The sequence below is a fragment of the Paenibacillus sp. MMS20-IR301 genome (assembly GCF_032302195.1).
In the GTDB taxonomy this organism is placed as follows: domain Bacteria; phylum Bacillota; class Bacilli; order Paenibacillales; family Paenibacillaceae; genus Paenibacillus_AQ.
In genome coordinates this window covers 4,335,187-4,357,178 of record NZ_CP135275.1, presented here as the reverse complement: position 1 = coordinate 4,357,178, position 21,992 = coordinate 4,335,187, and the positions used below count along the sequence as shown (strand labels likewise).

21 protein-coding genes are annotated in these 21,992 nt (G+C 49.3%); all 21 read left to right on the top strand.

The features are described from left to right. Positions 1-216: 216 nt before the first annotated feature. The 21 genes from essC to LOS79_RS18645 all read left to right on the top strand — a co-directional run bounded on the left by essC (position 217) and on the right by LOS79_RS18645 (position 21,992). Positions 217-4,215 carry a type VII secretion protein EssC gene (essC, locus tag LOS79_RS18745; protein WP_315411576.1) on the top strand — a complete coding sequence of 1,333 codons (3,999 nt, stop codon included), beginning with the start codon at positions 217-219 and terminating at the stop codon, positions 4,213-4,215. Between the two features lie 38 nt (positions 4,216-4,253). Next, the gene (locus tag LOS79_RS18740) at positions 4,254-4,994 is read left to right on the top strand and encodes a hypothetical protein (RefSeq protein WP_315411575.1); all 741 of its coding nucleotides are present in this window, start codon (positions 4,254-4,256) and stop codon (positions 4,992-4,994) included. Beyond that, a complete protein-coding gene (locus LOS79_RS18735) occupies positions 4,963-5,214 on the top strand; it encodes a hypothetical protein (RefSeq protein ID WP_315411574.1) in 252 nt (83 codons plus the stop codon). Before LOS79_RS18740 ends, LOS79_RS18735 begins: the two co-directional genes overlap by 32 nt. A 28-nt stretch (positions 5,215-5,242) precedes the next feature. Next, entirely contained in the window at positions 5,243-6,694 is a 1,452-nt protein-coding gene (locus LOS79_RS18730; protein ID WP_315411573.1) for a ribosomal eL19 family protein, read from the top strand. A 20-nt stretch (positions 6,695-6,714) separates the two neighbouring features. Next, on the top strand, positions 6,715-7,059 hold the full coding sequence (locus tag LOS79_RS18725; RefSeq protein ID WP_315411572.1) for a hypothetical protein: 345 nt from the start codon (positions 6,715-6,717) through the stop codon (positions 7,057-7,059). Positions 7,060-7,080: 21 nt separating this feature from the next. Beyond that, entirely contained in the window at positions 7,081-8,127 is a 1,047-nt protein-coding gene (locus tag LOS79_RS18720) for an SAF domain-containing protein (RefSeq protein ID WP_315411571.1), read from the top strand. A 5-nt stretch (positions 8,128-8,132) separates the two neighbouring features. Then, entirely contained in the window at positions 8,133-8,711 is a 579-nt protein-coding gene (locus LOS79_RS18715; RefSeq protein ID WP_315411570.1) for a hypothetical protein, read from the top strand. 2 nt (positions 8,712-8,713) lie between these two features. Continuing rightward, the gene (locus LOS79_RS18710) at positions 8,714-9,547 is read left to right on the top strand and encodes a hypothetical protein (protein ID WP_315411569.1); all 834 of its coding nucleotides are present in this window, start codon (positions 8,714-8,716) and stop codon (positions 9,545-9,547) included. Further along, positions 9,540-11,387, top strand: a complete 1,848-nt coding sequence (locus tag LOS79_RS18705) for an ATPase, T2SS/T4P/T4SS family (protein ID WP_315411568.1) — start codon at positions 9,540-9,542, stop codon at positions 11,385-11,387. Before LOS79_RS18710 ends, LOS79_RS18705 begins: the two co-directional genes overlap by 8 nt. After that, positions 11,384-13,465, top strand: a complete 2,082-nt coding sequence (locus tag LOS79_RS18700; RefSeq protein WP_315411567.1) for a hypothetical protein — start codon at positions 11,384-11,386, stop codon at positions 13,463-13,465. Before LOS79_RS18705 ends, LOS79_RS18700 begins: the two co-directional genes overlap by 4 nt. 13 nt (positions 13,466-13,478) lie before the next feature. Next, entirely contained in the window at positions 13,479-13,982 is a 504-nt protein-coding gene (locus LOS79_RS18695; protein ID WP_315411566.1) for a hypothetical protein, read from the top strand. A 59-nt stretch (positions 13,983-14,041) separates the two neighbouring features. Next, complete coding sequence (locus tag LOS79_RS18690; RefSeq protein WP_315411565.1) at positions 14,042-14,542, top strand: hypothetical protein; 501 nt, start codon at positions 14,042-14,044, stop codon at positions 14,540-14,542. A gap of 24 nt (positions 14,543-14,566) precedes the next feature. Beyond that, positions 14,567-15,112 (top strand): hypothetical protein, encoded by a 546-nt coding sequence (locus tag LOS79_RS18685; RefSeq protein WP_315411564.1) that lies wholly within the window; start codon positions 14,567-14,569, stop codon positions 15,110-15,112. Next, positions 15,109-15,471 (top strand): hypothetical protein, encoded by a 363-nt coding sequence (locus tag LOS79_RS18680; RefSeq protein ID WP_315411563.1) that lies wholly within the window; start codon positions 15,109-15,111, stop codon positions 15,469-15,471. Before LOS79_RS18685 ends, LOS79_RS18680 begins: the two co-directional genes overlap by 4 nt. A gap of 15 nt (positions 15,472-15,486) precedes the next feature. Next, positions 15,487-16,038 carry a hypothetical protein gene (locus tag LOS79_RS18675; protein ID WP_315411562.1) on the top strand — a complete coding sequence of 184 codons (552 nt, stop codon included), beginning with the start codon at positions 15,487-15,489 and terminating at the stop codon, positions 16,036-16,038. Next, positions 16,025-17,005, top strand: coding sequence for a hypothetical protein (locus LOS79_RS18670; RefSeq protein ID WP_315411561.1), 981 nt, complete (start codon positions 16,025-16,027; stop codon positions 17,003-17,005). Before LOS79_RS18675 ends, LOS79_RS18670 begins: the two co-directional genes overlap by 14 nt. Before the next feature lie 40 nt (positions 17,006-17,045). Continuing rightward, the gene (locus LOS79_RS18665; protein WP_315411560.1) at positions 17,046-18,281 is read left to right on the top strand and encodes an S-layer homology domain-containing protein; all 1,236 of its coding nucleotides are present in this window, start codon (positions 17,046-17,048) and stop codon (positions 18,279-18,281) included. 151 nt (positions 18,282-18,432) lie between these two features. After that, complete coding sequence (locus LOS79_RS18660; RefSeq protein ID WP_315411559.1) at positions 18,433-20,202, top strand: DUF5704 domain-containing protein; 1,770 nt, start codon at positions 18,433-18,435, stop codon at positions 20,200-20,202. A 14-nt stretch (positions 20,203-20,216) separates the two neighbouring features. Further along, positions 20,217-20,552 (top strand): ribonuclease toxin immunity protein CdiI, encoded by a 336-nt coding sequence (gene cdiI / locus LOS79_RS18655; protein ID WP_315411558.1) that lies wholly within the window; start codon positions 20,217-20,219, stop codon positions 20,550-20,552. Positions 20,553-20,564: 12 nt separating this feature from the next. Next, positions 20,565-20,717: a hypothetical protein gene (locus tag LOS79_RS18650; protein WP_315411557.1), complete on the top strand. Its 153-nt coding sequence runs from the start codon at positions 20,565-20,567 to the stop codon at positions 20,715-20,717. A 33-nt stretch (positions 20,718-20,750) separates the two neighbouring features. Continuing rightward, positions 20,751-21,992 (top strand): S-layer homology domain-containing protein, encoded by a 1,242-nt coding sequence (locus LOS79_RS18645; protein WP_315411556.1) that lies wholly within the window; start codon positions 20,751-20,753, stop codon positions 21,990-21,992.

Here is a 21,992-nt window from a genome sequence, read left to right as displayed (position 1 = left end):
CTTTGTACTCTGTTAAATTCAATGTGTTAAAGAGAATGATGACTTATTAGGGATTAATGAACTATATTAACATAAATTTCTATGGAAAATATAAACTATTGTTGAAGATTGCCGATAATGCTAAATATAAATCCCAGAATAATGAAATTTTATATTTTTTTATTAAAAATTTTAAGTGAAATACTCTTGGTAATCCAAAATTCCTATTCAGTGGTGATGACAAAAATGAGCTTACAGGAAATGCTGGCCAATCAGGTACAAAGAACCCCCAGAATTAAACCTAACTACCCGGAAGGCGAACTGGCTCTGGAGGATCCAGCCAGGCCTTCGGACAAACCTACCTTCTCCTGGCTGACCCTTATTGTTCCGCCCATCGGGATGATGCTGATTGCAATATTCATGTCAACCTTGACCAGGTCGTATACGATACTGATCTCGACTATGAGTATGACCTTTCTCACGGTTATGGTCTCGGTGATGAATTACAAATCCAGTGTGAAGAAGCATCTGGAGCAGAATAAGAAGCTGGAGAAGAAATATCTCAACTATTTATTCCAGGTCCGCAACGAGCTGCAGAATGCTGCCAGTACGCAGCGTGAGGCCTATACATACATTCATCCGGATATCCCGGGCTGCATTGAAATTGTCCGCGCCAGAAGCAAACAGCTATGGGAGAGAACGGCCATTGAAGATGATTTCTTGAATACCCGGATTGGAGTGGGAATACAGCCCATTTCACTGGTCCCTACATACAGCTCCAGAGCAAAAGCAATTGACGATGTTAATCCGCTTGAAGAAATCGCTGCGAAAATCTGTGAAGAAATGTATTTCGTAAGAGACATTCCCGTTTACTTACCGCTTAAAAATATTAATACGCTGGGTATCTTCGGCAGTAAACGGGAGGTCCGCGATTGTCTGAATGCAGCTATAGTCCATCTGACTACGCATCAGGGCTACGATGATGTAAGAATTGTGTGTGTGATGCAGCCGGAGGAGCTGGAGCACTGGGAATGGCTGAAATGGCTGCCTCACACCTGGGATAAAGACCGGAGAATGAGAAGCCTGGCCACGACCGCTTATGAAGCCTCTAATCTTGCTGATGAACTGCTCCCTGTCCTTAGAAAAAGAGAAGAAGGCGCTCAGAACGGCTATGGTATGCAGACTTTGCAGACTCCACACTATGTATTCCTGGTGTTCGCTCCAGAATTGTGGGATAGCACCGAAATGATGAAGGTTCTGCTGTCCAATAACTCTGAGCTGGGTGCAACCAGTATTTTCATCTCTGAGAAGATAGATGTTGCGCTGCCGCTGAATTGCCAGGCCATTCTTGAAATCAGGGATGGCAAAGGGATGGTCCGCAAAGATACAAAGCAGCTTTTAAATCATTTGGCAGATCATTTTTCGGCTGATTCTCTGGATAAGCAGCATTCAGAGTTTTTTGCCCGTTCCTTATCCCCGCTTAGAATCAAGGAGGGGCAAAATAACAGTTATATCCCGTCTATGGTCACCTTCCTGGAGAGCTTTGAGGTAGAGCAGGTTGAGGAACTGAATGTGCTTCAGCGCTGGACTAACCATCAGGCGAACCGGACCCTGTCTACTCCCTTGGGGCTCGGGGCGGGCGCGAAGTCCCTGGTATTCGATATGCATGAAAAGAGTTACGGGCCGCACGGGCTGGTTGCCGGGACTACCGGTTCAGGGAAAAGTGAGCTGCTCCAATCCCTGCTGCTGGGACTGGCGGTTAATTACCATCCGCATGAGGCCGCTTTTGTGCTGATTGACTATAAGGGCGGGGGCATGGCCAATGCATTTCTGGGGCTTCCCCACCTGGTCGGAACGATTACGAATCTCGGCGGCAATCAGATTAACCGCGCGCTCGCATCGATCAAAAGCGAATTGCTGCGCAGACAACGGCTGTTCAGTGATGCCGGTGTAACCAGCATCGATCAATACATTGTCCTCTACCGCAGCAGGGAAGTCAGCCTTCCGTTGCCGCATTTGATCATAGTTGTGGATGAATTCGCAGAGCTGAAATCGGATCAGCCGGAATTCATGAAAGAGCTGGTCAGTGCGGCGCGGGTCGGAAGAAGCCTCGGGATCCACTTAATACTGGCAACCCAGAAGCCATCCGGAGTGGTTGATGACCAGATTTGGAGTAACTCCCGATTCAAGCTGTGTCTGAAGGTGCAGACCCCCTCGGATAGCCAGGAAATGCTGAAACGGCCCGAGGCGGCTGAGATTAAAGAGAAGGGCCGCGGATATTTGCAGGTCGGCAATAATGAGGTCTTCACCCTGTTCCAGTCCTCATGGAGCGGGGCGCCATACGCTGCCGGTAATTCTGCTGGAGAGGGCAGGCCGGTAATGGATATTGTCACACTGGGCGGCGAGCGGAGATCCCTGCTGCCGAAGGTGACGAGCAGCGGCGGGACCTTGCAATTAAGTGAGCTGCAGGCCGTGGTTAAGCATATCGCCGACTTGTCGGCGGAGCAATCGATCCGGGAGGCTTTCCAGCTGTGGCTTCCTCCGCTTCCGGAGACGCTCCTGCTAACGGAAGTGTTAGAGCCGCAGCGGATCTGGAACGGAGCACATTGGCAGCAGCCAGCGGACCATCTGACGGCAACCGTAGGACGGGTAGATAACCCCGCGGACCAGGAGCAATACAACCTGGACATTAATTTTAACCTGAACGGACATTTGCTTGTATACGGCGCACCGAGCAGCGGAAAAACCATGCTTTTAAAAACGATTATTATGTCGCTTGCCTTGAAATATGAACCTGAATACGTGCATTTTTACATATTGGATTTCGGTACACGGACGCTGGGGGTCTTTCATGACCTGCCTCACCTGGGGGATGTTATTTATCCTGAGGATGAACAGAAGCTGGGTAAGCTGCTGAGCTGGCTGCTGTCCCAACTAGATGAGCGCAAACGTAAATTCTCACAGCTTGGCATAAGTAATCTGGTGTCTTACTGTGCGGCAACCGGTGAAAAGGTACCCTATATTGTTATTCTTCTCGATAATTACACCGGATTTGCGGAAGCGTACGATGACCATGTCTTGGATCTGGCTAAGCTGGTGCGGGAAGGCGGGAACTACGGGATTTATTTCGTATTTGCAGCCAATGCTGTCAGCTCTTATCCCTACCGGATCAGCCAGAATATTAAGCAGGCTCTGGTGTTCCAAATGTCTGACCGGCTGGATTACACCAGCATTCTGGGCAGGACAGAGGGGATGGAGCCAACGAACACTGTGGGACGCGGGCTGCTCAAGGATAAGCGGATTGTGGAGTTCCATACTGCACTTCCGGGAGAGGGCAGCACTGATGATCAGGTTGCCGCGTCGCTCCGCAGGATCAGTTCAGAGATGAAGGCAGTGGCCGGGGACATTAACCCGGCAGGTATTGCGGTGATTCCAGAGAAGCTTTCGCTGCCCGAACTTCTGGAGCATGCCTCCAGGGCGCATCCGGAGGGCAGGGAATATCTTGTACCGGTAGGACTGGATTGGACTACCACACTTCCGGCGGAGATCAATGTGAAGCAGGTCAGCAATTTTGTTGTATCGTACACGGGCCAGCAGCAGGCAGATTTCAGGTTCAATTCAATTGTACAGGCTTTACGGGCCTCGGCAGGCCAGGTCATTAAGGAATTCTATCTGCTAGACAGCGGAGGGGCTGGTTTATCGGGCCTGAAGGCAAACCCTGGTCTTACCCGTTATATGGATACAGCCGGAGCGTTTCTGGAGCTGACACAATCACTGATTGAACAGCTGCAGCTGCGGAAAAATGATGCCCGGCAAGCTATTGCCGCTTCCCCGGAGCCCGGAGCATTTGACGAAGCCGGGTATATCCTGTCGAAGTATCCGCTTCTCGTCATTCTGATGCCGCATTTCAAGTCAGCCTTTGATCTGATGGAGAATGAATCCCTGGATCACTTGGAGCGGATTGCGAGATTCGGCGGCAGGCTTGGTGTGCTCCTGATGGCCGGCAGCAGCCCTGCAGAATGGAACAAAATGCAGTTTACCACCGAACTTGCGGGCGAACTGATTAACAGCGGGAATGCGCTGTTGTCAGGCGGAGCCCCCGGCGATCATACGAGCTATGCCGCCTTGCTGGAACATTTGGAGTATCACGAACTGAACGAGGCTATGGGTAGCAGTAAGGCGATGCTGATTACAGAAGGTGTGAGCCGGCGGCTCAAATTGATAACAGAACTATAGATAAGCAGGTGAAGAGAGCGATGAAACCAGCTCGTGAAGTGTTTGAATTGCATGCTCTAGAGATTATCTATCTGACGGCATTAACGGGGGGAAGCAGCTTTCCGGGACTGGACATTGATCTAGAGGGCGAGTCCGAGCGCAGTCTGCGTTCCCTAATGGATAAGCAGATGAGGTCGCTTGAAGAGAAAGGGTACCTCGAGACTGATTTTATGGGAAACGCGCATGTCAAGGAAGGGCTTCATGAATTCATACGTCTTGCCTCCGGCTGTACGGCTTATCTTTGCCAGATTATACAAAGGCATCAGCAGCAGCTTAAGGTTTACTATTTCTTCCGGGACGGAACCTGGTTTGAGCTTGAATATCAGCCGGATGGCAGCAGTTATAGATTACAGGAAATATATGCGTGGCATGAGCTGGTATTCCGGGTGTTGAACAGATCTCCGTTAGTGGAAGGCCTGGATCACTCCGGACCCGTCCTTCCGGCAGATGAAGAATCTGATCTTGCAGGGTGGGTGGGCCAATGCCTGTTGAATGGAGCTGCTATGCTTTCCCTGGCGGATATTCAATGCACCGGCGGGGAGGCCAGGATAGAGCGTGAACTGACTCTGCTGATCCATGAGGATCACATGTCACTGCTGCGCCTGGGGATAGAGGGGCAAATGATGAGAATTCCGGTTTATTTTGCCGCAGCCGTAGAGGGATTAATAGCATGGCTGCAGGAGATACAACGTTCAGAGGAGGCCGGACATGTCCACAGCATTAACAACGTTTCGGTTTAAAGGAAAAGGGGCAAAGGAGCTTGATCTGGAAGTGTCGCTCTCCCTTACGGCGGGGGAATGCCTGGAGCTTCTGAAGCGGTCAGAGTGGCTCCCGGATAACTGGGAATTTAAATGTGAGGTCAGCAGCACCGGAGAGGTATGGTCGGAGCTTGAACGGCAGGTGCTTTTGGCAGATGTAATTCAGGGAGACGGGTCGATTATCCGGATATTACCTTACTGAGCAGGCGGATTGCCTGAGGAGGTTTCTTATGAGAAGCGTACATTTAGTTTGTTCCCCTGAACTCATCATGCTTCTGTCAAGAGCACTGGAGCATGAGGGTTACGTGATTTCGGGTAAACATTCAACCTTACATAGCTTTATCAGCGGGTTCAGCAGCAAAGAGGTCGACCCTTCATCCATTGTCATTATGGAGGGCGGAGCGGGACTGGGTACACCAGTGAAAGCTGCTGATATTACCGGGTACATGAACTTAATCCGCAAGTATCTCAAACATACAAGATTGATCGTTCAGCTGGACCCCGCGCTCCGTACAGATGTTGAATTCATCCGGTCTATGGTGAATATGAACATTCATGATCTGCAATTCACCACAGAGTTCCAGGGTGATGATCTGCTGAACTGGATTAAAGAAAAGAAAACAACCCGGGATTATTATCATATCCTGGGGAAAAAGAAGGGGCTGTTCTCCTTCATGAGCCGATCTGCAGAGGCCCCTTCTCCTCCGGTAAGGGAGGAGCTGCCGCCGGCTCCTGCGAGAGCGGCCCAGTCGCTCACCCGTCCGCAGTCTGCGGCCGGTCCGCCGCCACCGGCGGGAAATGCCGGAAGGACCGGCGAGGCTCCCCGGACTGCCGTAACGGCTGCGGCACCAAGGCCGAGACCTCCGGCCCGGACAGAGTCACCGGTGCCCTCCGAACCGCAGACACTGGAAAGCCTGGAACAATCCATTCCGGTAGAGGAGCAGACTGCACCTGTGACGGGTCAGCGGATCCTGGGCAGTAATGTTCCGCTTGTTATCGGGGTCTGCGGCGTCGGCGGAGAAGAGGATGTAGGCGCGGCTGCTTTTCTGATTGCGGCAGGGCTGGCTGAGCTGGGCTGGAAGCCGCTCGTCTGCGGAGATGAGAGACCGGAGATCGGCTCGCTGGAGCAGATCGTATTTAAAGGCGAGAAGGAAGATTCCGTGTCCACCATGTTTGAATATGAAGGGGTTACCTTTTACCGCCGTGGCTATGCATGGGATATGTCCGAGCTTCTGGCCAGCGGATTTACACATATTATTCTGTGGCTCGATATTCACCGGGAACGCAAGGGTACCAGCGGGCTGGAGCTATGGTGGAACTCACAAATTCCCATGATGGTCGGTAATGGGGCAATGTGGAAATATGAGCTGCTGAAGGAGAAGCTGAGTACCTTGAATCCCTTTGAACGCAAGCGGTGCAGACTGCTGCTGGAGAACGGGCATCAGGAAGTGCTGCAGGTGCTGAAGCAGGATTTCCCGGAGATTGAGACAACGCTGCTGCCGGCGCATCAGGACCCGCTCTATCCGGATAAAGCGGCGGTCGATTGGGTGATGAAGCTGTTGACCATCCAGAAGAAGCTTATCCGGAAGCAGACGCTGCTCTGGATTATCGCGGGAACGGTAGTCTTCGTGACTTTGCTGTTAATTGGAATCGGCTTCTCATTTGTTCCGGAGAGCCGTTAATTTACAATCGGGAGGCTGCTATGAATTCAGGTATGGTTAGAGGTATGGCTTTCAATTGCCATCAGCTGCTGGCTCCTGCCCAGGAATGCAGTGATAAGATGAGTGCTGCGGCCTTAGGCATCTCTGAGTATTGGGTGGATATGGGCGGGGAAGAATTCAGGCAGCATTGCACCGAATGGATTAAGAAAATGAATCAGTTCAAGGCAGCCATTGCCCAGATTGAATCGGAAATGATGAACTATGCAAATGAGCTGCAGCGTGCGGAAGAGGCAGAGGCGGCAAGAGTGAGGGAAGCACAGCGGCAAGCCAGTGAACAGGCAGCGGCTGCTGCAGCTGCGGCAAAAATGACAGGGAAAATCAAATAGGGATGGAAATGAGGTCATGAAGTGGCAGTACGCAAGCGAAAAAAAATGTTGAGATACACGATAATTTCAGGTTGTCTTGTTGCCGTCGCTACATCCGGGGTATGGTTCGCAACGTATCGTCATTACAACGCCAGGTTAATCGATGAGCGGACTGCTTATGAAGCACAGCTGGCTGACAAAGATGATGTCCTGCAGCGTTATATGGATCAATCCCGGACAGCTTATATTCTCGTCTCTGCTAAACTTGCCGGTGAGGCGATTACTGCAGAGGATGTAATGGCAGAGAAGCTGCCTGAATTCTCTTCCCCGGACAACCTGATCAGTGATTCCAAGGCAATTGTCGGCAAATACCTGAAGATCAATGCCATGCCGGGAACGGCGGTTACTACGGAGATGGTGCGTGATGAGGCAAGACTGGAGCCTTCAGAACGTAAGGAAGAGACCGAGTATATCAAGCTTCCGCTGCGGCTGACCAAACGGGATGTTGTTGATATCCGGATCGTGTTTCCTAACGGTGAGGATTACATAGTTGTAGGGAAGAAGTCACTGGAGGATGTTGATCTGGCGAATCAGTATACCTTCTTCAACGATAGTGAGGAAGAAGCGCAGCTGCTTCAGGCAGCCTTAGTGGATGCTTATATTAACAATGCTGAGCTGTACATGAAACAGTATGTGGAGCCAGAGCTTCAGCCTGAGCCAGTAGCGAATTATGTGCCTAATCTGGATGTATTGCGGGTCATTAAGAGCAATCCCTTCATTATTGATCAGGCCAAATGGAGCCTGGCCGAGAGTCTGCGTACGGAGCTTGAGAAACGGCTTGAAGCCCTTGAAGATGAGGAGAACATACGTGTCGGAGCAGGTGCGCCTAGCGGCAGCGGTGTAATCAAGCGAAAAGCGGAGCAGGGGGCTGCAGCCGCTAATGCTGCCCGGGTGGACGACAGCCAATCGGTTAATGGAATTATTGATCAGAATAATCAGGCGCCTGTGGATTCCAGTGCGGACCAGAGCTCGACAGGCGGGCCGAATACAGAAGCAGCAAGTGAAGACAGTCTGCTGGAAGGAGAGTGACCGATTTGAATATTGTTGTCGCCGGCGACTGTGAGAAACATGATTTCATCCTGGCAGCCGCTATTTTGCTGAAAGGCTATTACAACAATGATGTCATGATCATTTCGGACAATCACAGGCATTATCAATATTTCGACGGGGAAGTATCCGGTATACAGATACGGAACGCCGAGCCGCTTGCAGCTGACAGGCCGGATATTGTCCTGTATGACTGGCATCATGGTTATCCGGAAGGTCTTGAGGACGAGCAGATTGTATTTGCTACCAGCTATGAGCGTCAGGCTATGGAGCATGTGGATGAATTGCTGGATCAAAAGCGCATCCCGGCCCTTTTAATTGTGATTGAAGAGGAATGCGGGCTTGGACTGAAATATGTGGACCGGTACTATCCGGTAATCACCTCGAAGATTAGTTATATCACCAGCGCAGAGCGGAGAATCGACTGGGGTCATGATGGACGTGTGAATCTTAAGGTGGAGAAGGATTTTGCCGGGGCTGTTAATGACTTTCTGATGGAGATCGGCAATGTTCCTAAGCATGACATCAAGAAGCTATGGCAGTATGCAAGGAAACGGGGGGAGTAAAGGTGCTGGTAGCATTTTGGGGGCCTGCCCAGGGGCAGGGGAGAACAACTTCAAATATGGCTGTCGTGGCAGCAACGATTGCACTGGACCATCATATCCGGGTGCTGATGACACACACGCATTTGAAGGAAGGAGTACTTGAGTATGTATTCTCTCAGGCAAAAACGGCAGCCCGGGCTGCGGGCACTTCAGGAGGGATGGACGCGATTGAGCGGCTGGTGCAGTGCGGTATGCTCACCCCTGAGGGGATACGGGATCATGCGGAATCTATTCTTAAAGACCGTCTGGAGCTGTTAAGCGGTTCTTTACATGCGGAGAAGCACACGGCCAAGCTGTTGCTTCCGCATATTTTCAAGGATTACCGAAGATTCTATGATCTGCTGTTTGTGGACCTCTCGGCCGAAGATGACCCGGAGGTGGTATCGCTGGTAATGCAGCAGGCGGATCTGATTGTGGTCAATCTGAGCCAGAATCTGGTGAGCCTGAACAGCTATTTCGTAACAAACGGTAAGATGCCTGTGCCGGAGCACAAGCAGGTGCTCTATTGCCTGGGGGCCTACGAGCGCCGCTCAAGGATGAATAAGGAAAGAGTTATTAAGCAGTACGGGCTGAAGAAATCCGCAGTGGGCATTATTCCTTATCATACCGGGTTCATGGATGCGCAGAATGAGCGCCGGACTGTGCCGTTCCTGCTGAAAGCACGGGAGGCCAGAACACGTTTTCTGGAATTTAGCGAAGAAGCATATTTCACTGCCGCCGTGCGCGGGATGGGCCGGCTTATTCTTCAGACGCTGGAGATCCCGGCTGTGCCGGAACTGGAAGCTGCGAATGATTAATCTCATCCTGATATTTATTGTACTTATTGTGATCGGGGTATTCCTGTTCCTGTGGCTGGGCAGACGTAAAGACTCGGCACCGGGAGCGGTGCAGCTGAAATATGATATGAATGAAATCGTGTTGTTTCTGAGACGGGCATTCGAGGAGATTATTGCTTCTTCCCTTTATGAAGGCAGTCCAAGCGAAGAAGAATACAACCGACGCAAGGCCCGGCGCAGAGAATTGCAGAAGGCGCTTAGAAGCTGCATGCATGGTGATTTATCCGCCAAAAAATACATCAAGCTGTACATGAAGGATCTGCTGGTGCAGACCTATGGCCTGGATGAAGGCAATGTGGACAAGATTATCAGCTTCGGCCATGCGGGCCGTCTGACTTCACAGGACTGCTTCGACATCCTGCTCCATGTCTTCAAGAAAGATCACGGGCAGAATGCATTTAATGAAATGATAAGCAAATATAGTCTGGACACTCTGCAGCAGCTGCCTGACGGCTCCCGGGGATACAAGATTACTGAAGAACAGATCCGCCATATTTACCAATCGGAGCAGCCGAGATTGTCCATTCAGGACAAGATTGAAATCATTGTACAACGGGCCTATCAAATATATAAAGGCCTTGGGGTGATCGATGAGCTGCGGGATCAGAATATCGACGGGGTGAACGGCGGAACCAGCGGGATGCCTCCAGATGTTGTGCAGACTACGGATTTTCTGGAATATACCAAACAGCAGCATTTCGTTCCGCAGTCCTATGATGCGGTATGGACATTCTACCGGGGGAAGTCCCTCCACCTGGAATTCCTGAGCTTCGGTTCTGAGAAGGAGCTGAAACGGGTCTGCCAGAATATTTACGGCTTTGGTAATCCCGGCCAGCTGAATGAATCCAAAGGATATATCATCAACGATATGGCTGACGGCAGCCGCGTCGTAGTAGTAAGACCCAAAATGGCAGAGAGCTGGGCGTTCTTCGTCCGCAAATTCAATGACTCCCTGGTGGAACTGGACCAGCAGATTAAAGATCAGGGTGCACCGCTTGCTATTCAAATGCTTGTCTACCTCATTCTTGGCCATCAGGTAACGGCGATTACAGGAAGACAGGGTTCGGGAAAAACAACGCTGCTCAAGGCGCTGATCAAATATATTGATGCGAAGAATATCCGGATTCAGGAGACCTCTTTTGAAATTTGGGCCAGAAAAATGTATCCGGGAAAAAACATCCTTTCCTTCCGGGAAACCCCTTCGGTCAGCGGCCAGGACGGGCTGGATGTACAAAAGAAAACGGATGGTGCGGTTAACATTGTCGGCGAAGCCGCCACTCACAGTGTGGTCAGTTATGTGATTCAGGCTGCGCAGGTGGCCTCCGAGTATACCTTGTTTACCCATCACGGCAAAACCCTGGCCAATCTCGTCAGTGCACTCCGCAACAGCCTGATTGCCTCGGGGGCGTTCAGCAATGAGAAAATTGCCGAGGTACAGGTGGTTGAGGCGCTGGGCTTCAATGTTCATCTGGTGCTCCGGGCCGGTAAACGGTACATTGAGCGGATTACGGAGATTATTCCCGCCGACCCGCGGTTCGAATATCCCCGCAGTTATGCAGAGCGGGAGGAAATTACGGATAAGCTGGATGCTTTCATGGATACCATGACTGAATATTTCGGGCGGATGACAGACAGGCGTTCTTATGATTACCAGGATATCGTTGTCTGGGAAGCCGGAGAATACGTGGTCAAGCATCCCATCAGCAGCCGGAAGATAGATGAAATGCGTAAAAATATGGATGAGGATGATGCGGCAGAGTTCACTGCATTTATCGAAAAGTACTGGGGGCAATCCGCATGAGTCTGCAAAATATAATGCTGATTGTTCTGGTGACCTCCGTCATCCTGCTGGCCCTGCTGCTTGTTCTGCTCAGCATTGTGCAGCGTAAGCTGAAGGGGACGCAGTATCAGGAGCAAAGAAGGCTTAAGGCGCTGCTGCCTACACGCACCAAGGAGAAAAGATGGCTGGAACAGGCTCATAAGGCTTATCCGGTTCTTGATGAGCTTCCGGTCGTCAAAAAACTGCTCCACCGGATGCGGTCCCGCCTCACCTTAATTCATGCCGGAAATGAAATGATGATCCGCAGCCGGGCAGCTGCACTGACGCTGATGATCGTTGTCTGCATTCTGCTGATCTCACTGCTGTCCTTCCTATGGACTTCTTCCTGGGTCAGCCGGGCAACCATTATGCTGGTCTCCATTTATTTAGGCGGAATTCTCAGTGACCTGTTCATTGGCCGTCTGGCCAAGCAGATGCTGTATGACCAGTCCTCCATGATTCTGGATATCCGCCATGAATATCATCAGACGCATATGGTGCAGGTCAGCCTGGAGAATTCAGCAGAACGCTCCAAACCCATGGTGGCTATGCATGCCAGACAGATTGCCGGAATTCTTGCAGCAGTGGACCCGGAAGATGAGCTGCAGCGGTATTACGAGGTTGCGCCTAACCGGTATATGAAGCAATTGGCCGGCGTGAGCTACAAGATCGGTGAATACGGCGATGCGGATATTCATAAAGGGGAACGCTCCATCTATCTCTCCATGCTCGGTAATATCAGAGAAGAGATTCATATGGATATCAACCGCCGTGAGCGGATTGACCGGTTGTTATACGGGATTGTTTTTGTGGCAGTGTCTCCGGTATTCATGCTGGATCCGATCCGCAAATGGGCAGAGGGCATGTTCCCGATTGTGACTAACTATTATAATTCCGCATGGGGATTGTATTCGCTGATTCTGCTGTACATCACGTTTATCGTATCCTTTGTTGCCTTACGGATTCTGAAGGGGGTGGACGAGGATACGCAGGCTATTAAGGATGAGGGCAAATGGTTAAACCGGCTGCTCAAGAACAAATGGGTCTACAGATTAACGGACAGAATTACACCGGCAGAGCATGAACCTGTCCACTTCAAGGTAGCGGGTGTACTGAAGGATGCCAACTCCGGCCTGTCCCATCACGCCTATTATCTTCAGAAGACCCTGGCTGCTACAGGCATATTCCTGCTGGTTGTAATTATCCAGTTCTCTATTCATGCGAATATCAGGCATAACCTGCTCTACCCCAATGTACAGATTACGACGGGCGGGAACCAGACGGAATCCCAGAAGATGCTCAGTGAGGAGCGTTATGCCTTCGAGCAGTCGCTGATCGGTGAACTTATAACGAGGGATATTACACCGGATCAGATGATGCCTTATATTCTGGAGAAGGCCGAGCATAAGCCGTTCCTTCAGCAGAGCCTGGATCAGAATGCCTATGCGCTGCAGCTCATGAGCAGAGTAGAGCAATACCACAAGGAATATTACAAATGGTACGAACTGCTCTTAGCCTTCGGGCTGGCGGCGGCAGGTTTCTTCCTCCCGGATGCTTATCTGACCGTCCGTACCCAGCTGCGGAAATGGGAAATGCAGAATGAGGTAGACGGCTTCAATACGCTGTCGATGATGCTGTCGCAATTTCCGAATATCAGCGTGTATGAAATGATAGAGTGGCTGCACCGCTACAGTTATATCTTTGAGCGGCAGCTGCTGCGCTGCATGCTGGATTATGAAGCGGGAGGCTGGGACGCCATTGAGAAGCTGAAGGAGGACGCGCGGTTTGTTCCCCTGGAACGGCTGGCTGACCGCCTGCAGGTTGCCGCGGATCTGATCCCGGTGAAAAAGGCGTTCGATGATATGGATGCCGAAAGGGCCTTCGCGATGGATCAGCGCAAGGAGCACTATGAGAAGGTAATCAGCAGAAAAAGTACACTGGGTAAAATGTTCGGGTTCTTGCCGATGCAGGCAACGTTCACCTTATATTTACTGCTTCCCTTCGTCTATATGGCCTTCCAGCAGCTGGGCGACCTGACTGTTGTGACCGGTAAAATGTGAAGGAGATACAGGCATGGAGAATATAGCAAGCTTTTTGAAAACAACCATTTCCATTCTGATTACGCTGGCCATTATATCCTCCGGCCTGTTCCTGTGGGGGAAAACACAGCCTGTAGTTGAGCTAGCGAACAGCCAGGCGGCGGCACAGGCCAGGGCCTTGTCAGAGCAGCAGTATTCCGCCTTCGACAATCAGCTGGTCAGCGGCTCGCAGATTCTTACAGCTTACCGCCGCTATGAGTCCCAGCCGAGCTTCTGTCTCTACATTGAACGGCCTAATGTCTACGGTCAGGATGCATCTTATAGACAAATCAGTATGAATCCGAGCGGTGAGGGCTCTTGCCGTGAGTTCGATTATTCAAGCAGGAAGTTCAAGGAAGGGACTAGATCTAGCCAGTCTGACGAAGAAATTTCAGATGCTTCAGGTTGGTATTACATCAGCCCCCAATCCAGGTACAGGGCCGAGCTGATCAAAGACAAAAACAAGCGGATTGCGGCTATTTATTTTCAGGCACAGTAGCGCTGAGAGTTTAACAGCATAGAAGCAAGCTTCCAATATAAGGTGAGGAGGAGAATTTCATGGAGAATATTTCGACGGGCCTGAAATGGGTGATTGGCATTATCGTTACCATTCTGATTATCGCTGCAGGTGTAAGTATTTACCTGGTCATCAACAACTACTTTATCCGCGCTCAGGAGCAGACGCTGGCCCAGACCCAGATGATCAATCAGGCGGAATTCAACAGCTATGACAACAAGGATGTGTCCGGCCAGGATGTGATCAATGCGGCGATGCGGTATAAGGGCCGTCCGCAGTTTGCAATTAAGATTATGACTGGGGAAAATACTACAGGGTTTTATGCGGAGAATACATACGATTCTTATTATAAACAGCCTGCTTCAGTAGACGGTTTAGTGGATTTATCAGACCCGGATGGGGGTGACCCGCAAAGCGTTTCTGAAATGCTGGACATAACAAATGATGATAATTGTACTGTCAATACACTTGGCCGGTTCAAATCTACTATTTACCGGGATCAGAATGATGAAGTTAGGCTGATTGTATTTACTCAGAACTAGAAACCAAGGTGAGGAGAGAATGTCATGGAGAATATTTCGACCGGGCTGAAATGGGTGATTGGTATCATTGTTACTATTCTGATCGTCGCAGCGGGAGTGAGTATTTATCTGGTCATTAATAATTACTTCATTCGCGCGCAAGAACAGACCCTGGCCCAGACCCAGATGATTAATCAGGCAGAGTTCAACAGCTATGATAATAAGGATGTCTCCGGACAGGATGTAATTAATGCAGCTATGAAATATAAGGGACGGCCTCAATTCTCCATTATTATAAAAACTGGAGTGAACAAAAAAGGATTTCATGCGAGTAATACATATGCCACCTATTATGCTCTCCCATCAAAGAAAGAAGATGAAGGAGAAACTGAAGCGCAGTTTCACTTTGGTGATAACTCAGGCCTTAAGGATTACAGCGTGTCCCAGATGCTGGATTTAAGCGATAACGATGTTTCTAATGATGATAATTGCAATGTAAACACACAGTCTGCATTTAAAGCTAATGTATTCAGGGACAAGAATGGTGAAGTCCGGTTAATCGAATTTGATCAGAATAAAGCTGGCAAATGAAAACCGCTACCCAATTCCTGCTAACCCTGTTCGCCTGGATCATGTTCGTAATTGGCGGCTTTACGTTTCTGCGCCTGGAAGCTGACAGCACTGTTCAGGCCAGGCGGCCGGAGCAAGCTAAAGTTGCATTAGCCCCCTATACAGGAACCGGTGACCTGAAGAAAGTCTCAGGTGAGCAGTTAATCGGCATGATTCCTCAGGCGCTCGAAGGGGATTACATTTTAGTGATAGACGGCATTGTATTTAATGAAGAAACAGACCTTGATGCAGTGGATCTGCGGGGAGTGCCTGGCGCTGCTTATGAGCTAAGGGTTACACGGACTAATGAGATGATTACGGAAATCTCTACTGTCCGCTGAGGAAGGAGGAGCCGCATGGCAGATGCGCTAAAAGGTGTAATTATCGTGATTCTGCTGGCTTTTGTGTTTGGGGTCTACCCGGCCTTCCGGCAATCCGAGGTTGTGGAGAGGAATACGAAGCTTGCAGCGAATGCAGCGGTGGTGGAGTTCGTAGATACGGTTCGTGCCAAAGGGTATGTGGATGTCGCGGATTATGAGCGGTTTCTTCATACGCTGGATGCTTCTTACGCTGTATTTGATGTTCAGATGGAATACTACAAGAAGAAGCTGGAGCCTCTGTACACCAACCCCAATGATTATTCCACCTTTCAGAACAGCTTCAGTGTCAGATATGACGGATACTTCAACAAAGATATCTTGGGGGTCTTGTATCCGGGGTCAGCAGCTTCGCTTGCTGCAGATGCTCCGGGCAGAAGGTTTACCATGCATGTCGGTGATCTGTTCAATGTCCGGCTGGAATCTGAAGGGACGACCCTGGCTTCACGGATGCGGTCCATGTTGTTCCAGAGTGAGCTGATTCCGCTTAATTTGAAGTACGGGGGAATGGTGCGCAGTGAAGCCCCTTAGTGTAGTGCTTATTTTTCTAATACTGGTTATTCCGCTGGTTCTCATTAATGACTCGAGAGAAGATCTCCGGGTCTTTAATGAAGATCAGTATAAACGCTATTCGGATGATTTCCAGGCCGCAGTGGATGATGCCGGAGACTATCTGTCCCGGCTGGAAATGCAGCCGGTGATAACCGCAGTTCATTATGGCCGGGAGCGCCAGCTGAAGCTGGATCAGGATGTACTGAGTGTCTTCTACAGTAATCTGGCGCTGAAATTCGGACTGGAGAACAACCAGAGTGAATTAAATAACCTGAAAATGCATATGCCGGCCCTTGTGATGTTCGGCTATAGCGGTTATACGCTGGTGACGCTTGATGATACAGCCAGTAATGGAGGAGAGAAGGAGCTTAAGCCTGTCAGCTGGCCGGAGCGTCCTTACTGCTACAAGCTTCAGAATGGCAACCTGCTCTATTTCACTTTGGATGATAACGCCCGTGTATACGACACCGGGGCCAATACATTTTATGAGGGAGAATACGCAGAATTGGCCGCACAGACGAATCTCTCTCCTCTAAGCTCGCTTGAGCGATTTCGTGAAATCCGCCAGAGCACCATTACTGCATTGGTCGAACAGGATCTGGCCACGGCCATTAACCGCCATCTGGAGCTGGTGAAGCGGATGGGCTTGTCCATTCAGTTCACCCTCCCGCGCGGTCTTCACGAGCAGTCGATACAGGATGTCGGGATGATGGCTTTTATACAAGGCTACCCGCTTCCCGGCGGAGAACTGCTGGATGCGTATTCCCTCGGCAGCGGTACAGTCATGCGGCGCAAGGGTCTGATAGGTACCCGGAATGCTGCGGGCAGGCGTACCGCTTATGGTGAAAGCTGCTTGCCTGCCGGAGCCAATGTGATTGAGAGTCTGTTCGATCCAGAGGAGGCGGCGAGGAAAGGATATTTTGTGGAGGATTGTGCGGTTAGGTGAAGGGAAATGAATGAGCTCAATATAATAGGGGAGGACCATAATGAAAAAAATAATACTTAACGGTCTATTGATTGTTTCTATGGTATGCACAAGTTTGCTGGTGCAGATTCGTCCAGTGCTAGCAGCAGAGCAGACTGTTACATTTACGGACATTAAAGGACACTGGGCTAAAGCGGCTATCGATACGGCAGTGAAAAGTGGATACTTCAAAGGGTATGCCGACGGCACCTTTAAACCGAATGGGACTGTAACGCGTGCAGAGTTTGCGGCGTTATTATCCAGGGCAACGAAGGTACAGGCTGAGAATGCTCAAACGAATGTTTTTGCAGATCTGGCAGGCCACTGGAGTGAGGAGGAAGTTAATCGGGCGGTTTCGCTGGGTTATGTTAATCCGAGTGATTATCCTAACGGGTTCAAGCCAAGCACACCCATTACACGTATGGAAATTGCCAAATGGATGAGCTCCGGACTTGCGGCAGGTGACGCAGATTATAAGCAGGCTTTGCAGGACACAGCTACAACGGTGCTTCCGGTAAAAGAATATTTTAAACCGGGCATCTCACAGTCCCAAGCTCCGTATATTGCCGTTTCGTTGGGAACCAAGCTGATGAGCGGCTATCCGGATGGATCATTTGGACTAACCAAGCAGGCGACCCGCGCTGAAGCCTCAGCCATTCTGCTGCGTTTAAATACGGTCAGCCAGCAGCCGGCCGCCAGCTTCGTGGGGTTAAATGAGCTGCGGGAAGTGGGAACCAAGCGGACGAATATGGAGAGCATTAGCCCGTTTACCACGGGGCGATCTTCCTTCAATGATATTGCGGGAAAAACATTCACTTACAAAAATAAAAGATGCATTGTTAAATTAAATCATTTCATTATTGTGGATGCACAGGCTCCCAAAAACCCTAAAGGCATTTATGCACCATTGTTTTTCGATGAAGATGAAATCATAGACAGGTTGGATAGACGTGGAATATACAGAGCGTATGTGGAAGTTACTATTTATCCGTTGATAAGTCCATTCTCCATAGGTGATTATTTCAGTGATCAAGATAGTGGTTTATTTGTAGGATCGAGAACAGTAACTGATAATCTCAAAAATAAATATGGATATAATACTTTACCCTATGATGAGCCTCAACAATTCTTTGCCAACTATATGGACGGAAAAGGGGTTACTTTATGGCAGGTGAAATTCTTAGAAGTTACACAAGGGAAAAAGGGATTGACGATGGATGACGGGACCTGGCTCTATTATGAATTGAAAGAGGATTAGGTGAGGCGGTATGAGAAAATGGGGCGTAAGTTCACTCCTTCTAGCTTTAATACTTGCTCTATTTCCGGTTCCGTCTTACGCAACAGGATTCAATCAGGGATACCCGGAAGGGGTCCTAGACATTAATGTTACTCCACAAGGTCTGGCACCCATGCAGACTGTGAAAGTAAAAGTAAGAGGAGAGAAAGTGGCAAAGCCCAAAGTCGTATGGGTGCAATCAGATGGTCCCGAATGGACAGCAACGTATACAGGCGGGCCAAAGACAACCTTAACAAGTGGCTCTGGAGATTCTGCGGTTCCGAAGAAAGAACGTACCGATTTTATTTTGGATATGAGAGATTATGCCCCTGAATCTATGAAAGACCAAAGAGATAATGCGTTTCCCATAACTGAAATCAAAGATCTGGCCATCTCAGATATGGCTTGGCAATCAGTTGGGAGTTATGCGCCAGCTGTCGCCGGTGAAGATCCGGTGTTTCAGGCAGGTTCAATGACAGCCAACATAAAGGTCTATACGGGTTCTCCATTAAGTTATGATTTAAGAACAAAATTTGGTACTAGAGCGGATGGGGCAAATAAATATACAGCAGAATACTATATTCCAATGGATGTAAAATACGAAGGATATGTAGTTGAAAAGAAACAAATGCGTGTACTCCAAAATGCCACTCTTCAAGTTAATGGTTCGAAAAATCTGCAGGCTCAGGTGCGGACGATGGCTACTAACATGTCCGAATTCCCCAACAATTGGAACGATGTGACATCGGCGACGACGAACACGACCTGGAGCTCAGATAATTCAGCAGTAGCTACCGTAGACCAGTATGGGAAAGTTGTGGCCCATGCAGAAGGGACTGCACATATTACAGCCAAGTGGAACAAATATCCTTACTCGCTGTATGGAACTGCTACCATAACCGTAGGCGGCGGGGGAGAAGGCTCGGGCTCGGGCGAATGCACCTACACCATTCAACCGCCGAATAAGATCGCGGCTCCGCAAGCATCATTTATGGAACCGGGTGCGACAGGGGTGATTCTTGGTGATGATGCAGTGAATGGAATACACTTTGATGCACCGACCGGAATTCCTACCTCAGATCACTTATACGCCAATGCTTGGGGAAAGAATTATTTATTTGAACATACCTTTGCCAATATGGCAGGGCAGATACGCTATTCCTGTAGTGTGGATGTTACCTATCCTACTAAGTGGGAGGAAGCGCAGCCGGATCTTCCGGGAGAGGATGGAGAAGATCCGATCCCCCAGGACCCGCTTCCCAAAGAATCATCCTTTGACAAAACCTATACCTTTGAATTAACGCCTAGAGAATATGCGTACTGGCAGATCGATCAGTTATCCGTCTATCAAATCGACCGGGCGATGATGGAGAATTATGCCCTGCCGGGAGGGGTAGTCACACTATACCCTAACAACTATAATACTCCGGCGGTTGAACTTGCCAACAGCGCCGTGGTGGAAGAGCATGTTGTTCCTCAAGAGACAGGAACCCTGTCGTTCACACCGGATGTGGTCGATGGCGGGGATCATGAACCAGGCCCTGGCGATGTTGATGATTTAGCTGACCTTAAAAGTCTTGCAGAATCGCAAACTCACGATCCAAAGGTGCAGAATGACCGGCTGGTATTTAACGGACAGATGATTATGGATGATACCGTCTCCACGAAGACCGGGCCTGTTCCGGGAAGGGTTCCTGATCCGCAGGTTATCGGAGGCGATGTGCTTTATCAAGGTCAGTTACTGATCAACCGGAGTCTGCTCAACCGGGCAAATGCAGCCAGCTCCGGCTCCATAAATTACACGATGCTTCCGGAGAATGTGGAGGGGCAGGGGGACCGGGCATATCCCATCAACGGCATTAACTTCATCACTGTACACACACCCGTCGTCAACTCAGACTAACAGAAAAAGAATTATTGGAAATGTATTATCGACACCTTGAGGGGAAATATTTTTTAGAAGCACTTAACAACTATTGCAATGGAAATGGATTTGGTGGTAGTGAGAGCGTTTGGTGTGTTTTTGCTGGTGAGTTAGATGAGTGGGAAGAAGGTTATTTCGGAAGTGAGGGAGTTTGTTATTTTTTTGACTACCCTGCGGTAGAGGAAGATCAGACAATTGTATTGGATTATCCAACTTTCTATCAGTATTTAAATGAAGCAAGCATGGACTATTTAATACGGAATCCAATTGTTAAAGATGAGGTTGAAGCTCGATTACTAGAAATCAAACAAAAATTCAATATTGCATAAGTTGCGAGAACATTGCTGATAGGTACCCGGAATGCTGCGGGCAGGCGTACCGCTTATGGTGAAAGCTGCTTGCCTGCCGGAGCCAATGTGATTGAGAGTCTGTTCGATCCGGAGGAGGCGGCGAGGAAAGGATATTTTGTGGAGGATTGTGCCTATCCGTATTAACTATGAGAGGGAGTGTATTTTTTGATTATTTGTATGAAGAAACTCAATAAAAAGGTAGTCCTGTTTTTCTTGTTATTTACTTTGGGGCTGGCATACTCATCCAATCCTGAAGCCGGAGCGGCAACTGCTGCGTTTACGGATGTTCCCGCTGATCATTGGGCGAAATCAGGAATTGATACCGCAGTAAATAAAGGTTATGCGGAGGGGTATCCAGGAGGACTATTTATGCCTGATGCCAGTGTAACCCGGGCTGAATTCATTAAAATGATCGTGACCGCAACCGGACAGCCAGTAGAAGCATCTGAAGGCAAATGGTATGAAAGTTATGTGGGAGCTGCGGAACAGGCAGGCTTTTATGCCACTGGGGATCTTGCTAATTCTGAGGTGGAATGGAACCGGAAGATTACCCGCCAAGAAATGGCGTGCATTGCTGCCCGGGCCGCTGGGTTAGATACAGAGATAGACAACAGATGGATGTATATGACCACCAAATTGAATAATTTAGACAATAAGTGGATGTATCTGGCTGCCAAAACAGGCCTGATCTCCGGACTAGGTGCAGGCAAGCTTGGAGAAAAGGAACATACCACGAGAGCGCAAGCTGTTGTGACGGTTGAACGCGTAATAACTGTACTTAGCGGCGGCAAACTCAAAACAGATAAGTATGCTATCAGCAGCGCAGAATTAGCGTGGCATAAGACGAATGTTTTCACGATGATGCCGGAGTACTTTGACTATGATGGAAGTTGGTCTCCATTTGGGGGGCGTGAAGGTCAATGGAGGGAAGATAAGCTGACGCTAAATTCTAAGGATGGAAAATATTCTGCTACCCTGCACGAACTGGTTGCGATTGATCTGGAGGATCCACACGATCCCAATCTGAAAAATGTTCCTCCGCTGAACACACTCAAATGGAGTTTTGGAGAATACAACAATCCTGGATTTCCTGTTTCAAACTATAAAAAAGCATATCTCATTTATTGGAAATCAACGGTTAAGAATGATGATCCGGAGCATTATAGTTCCTATAACTACGCTAGGGTTAATATAGATGGGATAGGCGATTCGCATAAGCCCGGAAGAGATAAAGGGATTTTAACTGTACCTGCATCTGTACATGTAAAAGAATACAAGGATTCTCCTTATTATATTATCCCTAAAGTCGGGAAAGAGCAGTTGTGGTCATCTGTTTCTATAAGTATGCAGACATCTGTTAGATCTAATTACTATTTTGTACATGAAGTTCTTCTATCCGTATCTCCTCATGGTGATTAA